Below are 5,698 nucleotides of genomic sequence, written 5' to 3' on the forward strand. Positions count from 1 at the left end.
CGAAAGCGCGAAGGCGCGAAACGGCGTGCGCGGCGTTGTCCGCAACCCGGCCTCGAACGGCGCACCGTGCTCCGGTGGGCCTGCTGGGAACGCCCGCCGCGTGTCCGGACAGGCTGGCGGGATGCCCAGCCGAAAGCCGGAATGCGGGGGGCGGCGGAATGCCGCGCGTCGGTAACGGGGTGATCCCCGCCCGGTGGGCTACAAAATTTCGGCGGGGCAGGCAAGGGTTGTTCCCCTGCCCGCCCGCCTTCACAAAATCGTCGAAAAGGCGCGGTGGTCTGGTAACCGCCCGCGCCCGTTCGTCATTACTTCATCACCACGTCGCCGAAATAGGGGAAGTCCTGCACGTTGATGATAGCTTTCGCGTTCGTCACCGTCTTGCGGGCAGCCCACGACAGCGGTTCCATGTGCAGCGGCACGAAGGCGGCCTCGTCATAGGCCAGCTTTTCGGATTCCTGCAGCAGCACGTCGCGCTTCTTGGGATCGGTGGTGCGGTTGGCTTCCTCGATCAGCGCATCGTATTTCTTGTTGCAGTAGTTGCCGCTGTTGTACTGGCCCATGCCGGTGTCCTTGTTGGCGCACATCAGCAGGTATTCGCCATAGTTGGCGGTGTCTTCGGTATCCGGGTGCCAGCCGATCATCTGGATGTCGGCAACCTGGGCGTCGTACTCATCCCAGTACTGGGCCTTGGGCATGGTCTTCAGGTTCACCTTGATGCCGATCTTGGCCATCATGGAAACGAAGGCCTGGGCCACCTTTTCGTCGTTCACGTAGCGGTTGTTGGGCGCGATCATGGTCAGTTCCAGACCCTTTTCGTAGCCCGCTTCCTTCATCAGCTTCTGGGCCCGGGCAAGGTCGAAGCGGGGCTTCAGGTCGGCGATGTAGCCGGGGTAGCCCTTGGGCGCCTGCTGCTGGGTGACCACGGTGTAGCCCTTCATGATCTTGGCCACGATGCCCGCATGGTCGGTGGCGGCGATGATGGCTTCACGCACCTTGGGGTTGGCCAGGGCGGGGTTGCGCTTCTGGTTCAGCTGGAAGGTGATGATGCGGGTGCTGGCCATGGTGATCAGCTCCACATCGGGGTTCTTGGCCAACTGGTCGTAGTCCTGCACGGGCACGGGGGTGATGAAGTCCACGTCGCCCTTCAGGATGGCGGCCACGCGGGTGGCTTCGTTCTTGATGGGGGTAAGTTCGATGGTCTCGACGTTGCCGTGCTTGCCCCAGTAGTTGGGGTTGGCCTTCAGCACCAGCTTCACGCCGTGTTCACGCTGGGCCACCATGAACGGGCCGGTGCCCGAGGCGTTCTCGTTGGCGAACGAGGCGCCGTTCTTCACCACCGCGCCCTTGGGCTGGCCGGCGGCGTCGGTGCCGGAGTAGAACTTCGAGTCCATGGGGAAGATGTAGGTGGCAAGGTTCATCACCAGGCCGTAGGGCTCGGTGGTGATGATGTCGATGGTGTTGTCGTCCACCACCTTGGGCTCGGCGAACTTGACGTACAAGCCCTTGAAGTCGGGGGATTCCTTCAGGCGCTTGACGGTCCAGGCCACGTCGGCGGCGGTGAGCGGGTTACCGCTGTGGAACTTGACGCCCTTGCGCAGGTGGAAGCGCATGGTGGTGGGGTTGATCTGCTCCCACTTCTCGGCCAGGCGCGGCTCGAACTTCATGTCCTGGGTCCAGCGCACCAGGGGATCGAACACCCAGTGCGAGTAGGCCAGCATGGGCCCGGAAAGCTGCATGTGCGGATCGAGCGATTCAGGGTCGGACGAGATGCCGACGCGGAAGGTCTTGCCCTCGGCGGCTTCGGCCTTGGGGCCGAACGCCAGCACGGCCGTCAACATCATCAGAAGCAGTACGATGGTCCGTTTCATCCAGTACCTCCAGCGGTTGTTGCTACAATGACGCTCCGCTGGCCGGGTACGGCTCGTCCCGTGGCCGTACGTCCGGCGCAGCCGTCGCGTTGTCCGATGCAATGGGACCGACAGTCCTGTAGACCATCCGGCGGCATGTGCGTCAAGCCGCGCGCCGTGCGAATATTGTCAAATCGCGTCACGCAAATGTACCGTGAAATCAACCTGTAGGCGGAACATGCAACAACCGTCGCGCCCTGCACGGGTGCGACGGCCTTTAGTATCCGGCGGAAAAGGGTGCGGGCAGGGGCTGCCGACGGACGAAAGGACGGCGTGAAAACCCTACCGGGAGCGCACCTTGCGCATGTATTCCATATACACGGCGTTCACCCACTGGGCGATGCGGTACACCCCGTCGCGCACGGGCACCCAGGTCACCGTGCCATCGGCATCGATCTTGCCGTCGAGCAGGTACTCCACGCCCACGTCCACCCCGCCGGCCACGCTGCCCGTGTGCATGCGGGTGGAGATCTCTCCCTTCAGCAGCACGTCCAGGGGCTGATGCGCGCCGCCGGGCCAGTGCAGGATGGCGCGCAGCACCACCTTGTCGCCGCGCGTCAGTGGCCCCTTTTCTCCGTCCTCGCCCGCGCGGGGGGCGATGCAGGCGCGCAGCCCCCCGGCGGAAATATCCACAAGGCCCGGCTGCGGGTCGCTGGCCGGGCTGGAGGCGGGCACGGGGCCCTGGTCTGCGGCTGGTGCGGGTGCCAGGGGAACCGTTGGCGCATCGCCCTCCAGCGGGTTCTGGGCGGCCACCCCGATGATGCGCCGGTAGTCGTCCAGGGCGGCCAGAGGCAGCGGGCCGTCGTCGGACGACTGGTCGCGGCGCATTTCCAGCAGGCCCACCAGTTCCGGCACCGGGCGCACCCGCACGCTGCGGCGGCGCTGGCCCGAATCGATGGCGGCGGGCTTTTCCAGTTCCACGATCAGTCCGGTGGACAGGGCGCGAATGTCCAGAATGCGCGAGGCGAACATGAAATGCTGTTCCGTACGCTGGGGGGCCATGGCCACGATGCGGAAATAGCATTCCACCGTCTGCCCCTTCCACGCCGATGAAAGCCGCACCCCGGTGGACATGTCGATGAGCAGCGTGGGGCCTTCGTACGATTCGATGAGCCCCGGCAGCGAATGCTGCTTGCCGTCGCGGGTGCGCACCACCACGTAAAACCGCGCCCGGCGGTCCGCCGCAAGGCGCAGTTGCTGGAACACCAGGTTTGCCGCGTGCTCCTCGTCCTTCTTGCCGAACAATGCCATTGATGCTCCTGCAACATGCCCTGGCGCGTGGCATGCCCCGAATGATCGTGCGTCCGTTGGGTTCGCGCGCGGCGGCCTGAACTCCCCCGAGCGGGGCCATGCCCCTGCGCCACGCGTTCATGAGCACTGCCCCGGAAGCCGCCATGCGTCAAGGATAACCACCACGCGCACCGGGGGCCGGGGGACGGTGCAGCGCCACTCCGCACCCGGCAAAATCCGCCGCCCCGCCGCGCGCATGCAACGCCGGTGCCGTGGCCGGGCCATGCCGCCGGTGCCGATCACCCCGTCATTACCCGACTGCCCCCGGAGCCTGACGGCATCCGCATCGCTACAGGCGCACGGCTACACTCCCTGTGGACGTTCGTATTGCCACAGATACGGGGCGGCACGGTGACGGCGGCCTTCCCGTCGGTTCCCTGATCTGACGTTCGATACCCTTGGCCCGCTCACCTGCCCTTGGCGCAACCCCGCGCGGGCATGCCGCATTCCCCCGCCAAGGTGCACCAGCCGTGTCTTCTCCGCACCCTGCTTGACACATTCCCCCTCGCCTGCCAAAATCGATCATAAACATACTGAACGATTTTTTCGGGGGTCTCATGTTCTTCCAGGGCAAGGACTACATCCGTCCGTCCAAAAAGCTGCGCCTGCTGTCCGTGGTGCAGGCGCTGACCGAAAACGAACGGCTCAGCCAGACCCAGCTGGCCCGGTTCAGCCGCACCAGCAGCGCCATGGTCAACCAGTACCTGGCGGAGCTGCACCGCGAGGGCATGGTCCAGTTCGCCCCGGTGAACCGCAAGAGCTTTGCCTACCGGCTTACCGACAAGGGGCAGGAGGCCCGGCGCAACATGATGGAACAGTACTGCGCCGAGATGGTGCGGGGGTTCGCCTCCATCAAGGAATTGGTGCGGCGGCGGCTGGAACCGCTGGCGAAACGGCGTGACACGCCCGCCATACCGAACACACCGGACGCGCCGAATACACCGGACGCGGGGGAACCTGCGGCACGGCACGGCCTGCCCCCCGCCCCACAGCGGATTGCCCCACAGCGGATTGCCCCGCTGCGCATCGCCCTGTTCGGCGCCGCCGAAACAGGCGAAGTGGTGCTGGCGGCGCTGGAAGGCACCCCCTTCGAGGTGACCCTGGTGGTGGACAACGACACAACCAAGCACGGCACCCCCTTCCACGGGCACACCGTGCAGCCCCCGGCGACCCTGCTGGCCGCCCCCGGCCAACTGGCCGTGGACGCTGTGGTGGTGTCCTCGTTCGCGCACCAGCGCGCCATCCAGCAACAGCTGCTGGCCATGCCCGGCATGCCCGAATCGGCGCGGGAGGTCGTCGTGCTGTTATGAACGCACCCGCCAACATTGCGGGCGGCACCGCCGCCCCCTGCATCACCCTGGCCTCCGGCAGGCGCATCGGCCCCGGCAGCCCGTGCCTTGTGGTGGCCGAGGTGGGCAACAACCACCAGGGCGACATGGACACCGCCCGGCGCATGGTGCGCGAGGCCGCCCGCGCCGGCGCCGATGCCGTGAAGTTCCAGAAGCGCGACACCTCCGCCCTGCTCACCACCGAGGGCGCGCAAGCCGCGTACGGCGGCCCCAACAGCTTCGGGGCCACCTACGGCGAACACCGCGACGCGCTGGAACTTTCCGCCGCCCGGTTCGCGGAACTGAAGCAACTGGCGGAATCGCTGGGCATGGTCTTCTTCGCATCCGCCTGGGACGCGCCCAGCCTTGCCGTGCTGGCCGACCTGAAGGTGGAACTGCTGAAGGTCTGCTCCGCCGACGTGGTCAACGTGCCCATGCTGCGCCGGGTGGCCGCGCTGGGGCTGCCGGTGGTGCTGTCCACGGGCATGAGCACCCTTGCGCAGGTGGACCGGGCCGTGGCCGAGCTTTCCGCCGGGCGGGGCGGCGTGGTGGTGCTGCACTGCAATTCCAGCTACCCCTGCGACGAGGCGGACATCGCCCTGCCGGTGATGGACCGGCTGGCCCTGCGCTACGGCCTGCCCGTGGGCTATTCCGGCCACGAGCGGGGCATCGGCCCCAGCGTGGCCGCCGTGGCGCGCGGCGCGTGCCTGGTGGAACGCCACTTCACCCTCGACCGCACCCAGCGCGGCACCGACCATCAGGCCTCGCTGGAACCGGACGACCTGGCGATGCTGGTCCAGTTGATCCGCGAGGTGGAACGGGCCATGGGCGTGACAGAAAAGCGCGTCACCCCGCACGAGGCGGCCATGGCCGTCAAGCTGCGCAAAAGCCTGGTGGCCGCGCGCGACCTGGCTGCGGGCACCGTGCTGGCCCCGGACGACCTGACCGTGAAAAGCCCCGGCGACGGCCTGTCGCCGGAACTGTGGGACGCGGTGATCGGCAATTCCCTGACCGTGGACCTGCCGCGCGACGGGCAGCTTTTGCCCGCCATGCTGGCCATGCCCGTGCAGACGGGCGAGCCGGACACTCCGGATGCCCCGTCTGCGGCAGGGTCTGCGCCCGGGGCCGGATGCGGGTCCGCGCCTGAAGTCCGCCGCAAGGCCGGGGCCGCGT

The 5,698-nt window shown here is 67.2% G+C and carries 4 protein-coding genes; 2 read left to right on the plus strand and 2 right to left on the minus strand.

The genetic code is table 11. The features are described 5' to 3' along the window. Positions 1–305: 305 nt before the first annotated feature. Together FVW20_RS06280 and FVW20_RS06285 are read right to left on the minus strand one after the other, a co-directional pair. Positions 306–1,868: an ABC transporter substrate-binding protein gene (locus tag FVW20_RS06280; protein WP_196608762.1), complete on the minus strand. Its 1,563-nt coding sequence runs from the start codon at positions 1,866–1,868 to the stop codon at positions 306–308. A 321-nt stretch (positions 1,869–2,189) separates the two neighbouring features. Beyond that, a complete protein-coding gene (locus tag FVW20_RS06285; RefSeq protein ID WP_196608763.1) occupies positions 2,190–3,158 on the minus strand; it encodes a hypothetical protein in 969 nt (322 codons plus the stop codon). Between the two features lie 596 nt (positions 3,159–3,754). Between FVW20_RS06285 and FVW20_RS06290 the strand changes: the two genes are divergently transcribed. Together FVW20_RS06290 and FVW20_RS06295 are read left to right on the plus strand one after the other, a co-directional pair. Then, positions 3,755–4,507: a winged helix-turn-helix transcriptional regulator gene (locus FVW20_RS06290; RefSeq protein WP_196608764.1), complete on the plus strand. Its 753-nt coding sequence runs from the start codon at positions 3,755–3,757 to the stop codon at positions 4,505–4,507. Next, a partial coding sequence (locus FVW20_RS06295; RefSeq protein WP_196608765.1) for an N-acetylneuraminate synthase family protein occupies positions 4,504–5,698 on the plus strand: 1,195 nt, incomplete at its 3' end. The genes FVW20_RS06290 and FVW20_RS06295, both read left to right, overlap by 4 nt.

It is taken from the genome of Nitratidesulfovibrio oxamicus (assembly GCF_015731765.1).
GTDB classification, from domain to species: Bacteria; Desulfobacterota; Desulfovibrionia; order Desulfovibrionales; family Desulfovibrionaceae; genus Cupidesulfovibrio; species Cupidesulfovibrio oxamicus.

Excerpts from the sequence above, each read along its gene's own strand:
- FVW20_RS06290 (WP_196608764.1), top strand. The coding sequence starts at position 3,755 with ATGTTCTTCCAGGGCAAGGACTACATCCGTCCGTCCAAAAAGCTGCGC.
- FVW20_RS06285 (WP_196608763.1), bottom strand. The coding sequence starts at position 3,158 with ATGGCATTGTTCGGCAAGAAGGACGAGGAGCACGCGGCAAACCTGGTG.
- FVW20_RS06280 (WP_196608762.1), bottom strand. The coding sequence starts at position 1,868 with ATGAAACGGACCATCGTACTGCTTCTGATGATGTTGACGGCCGTGCTG.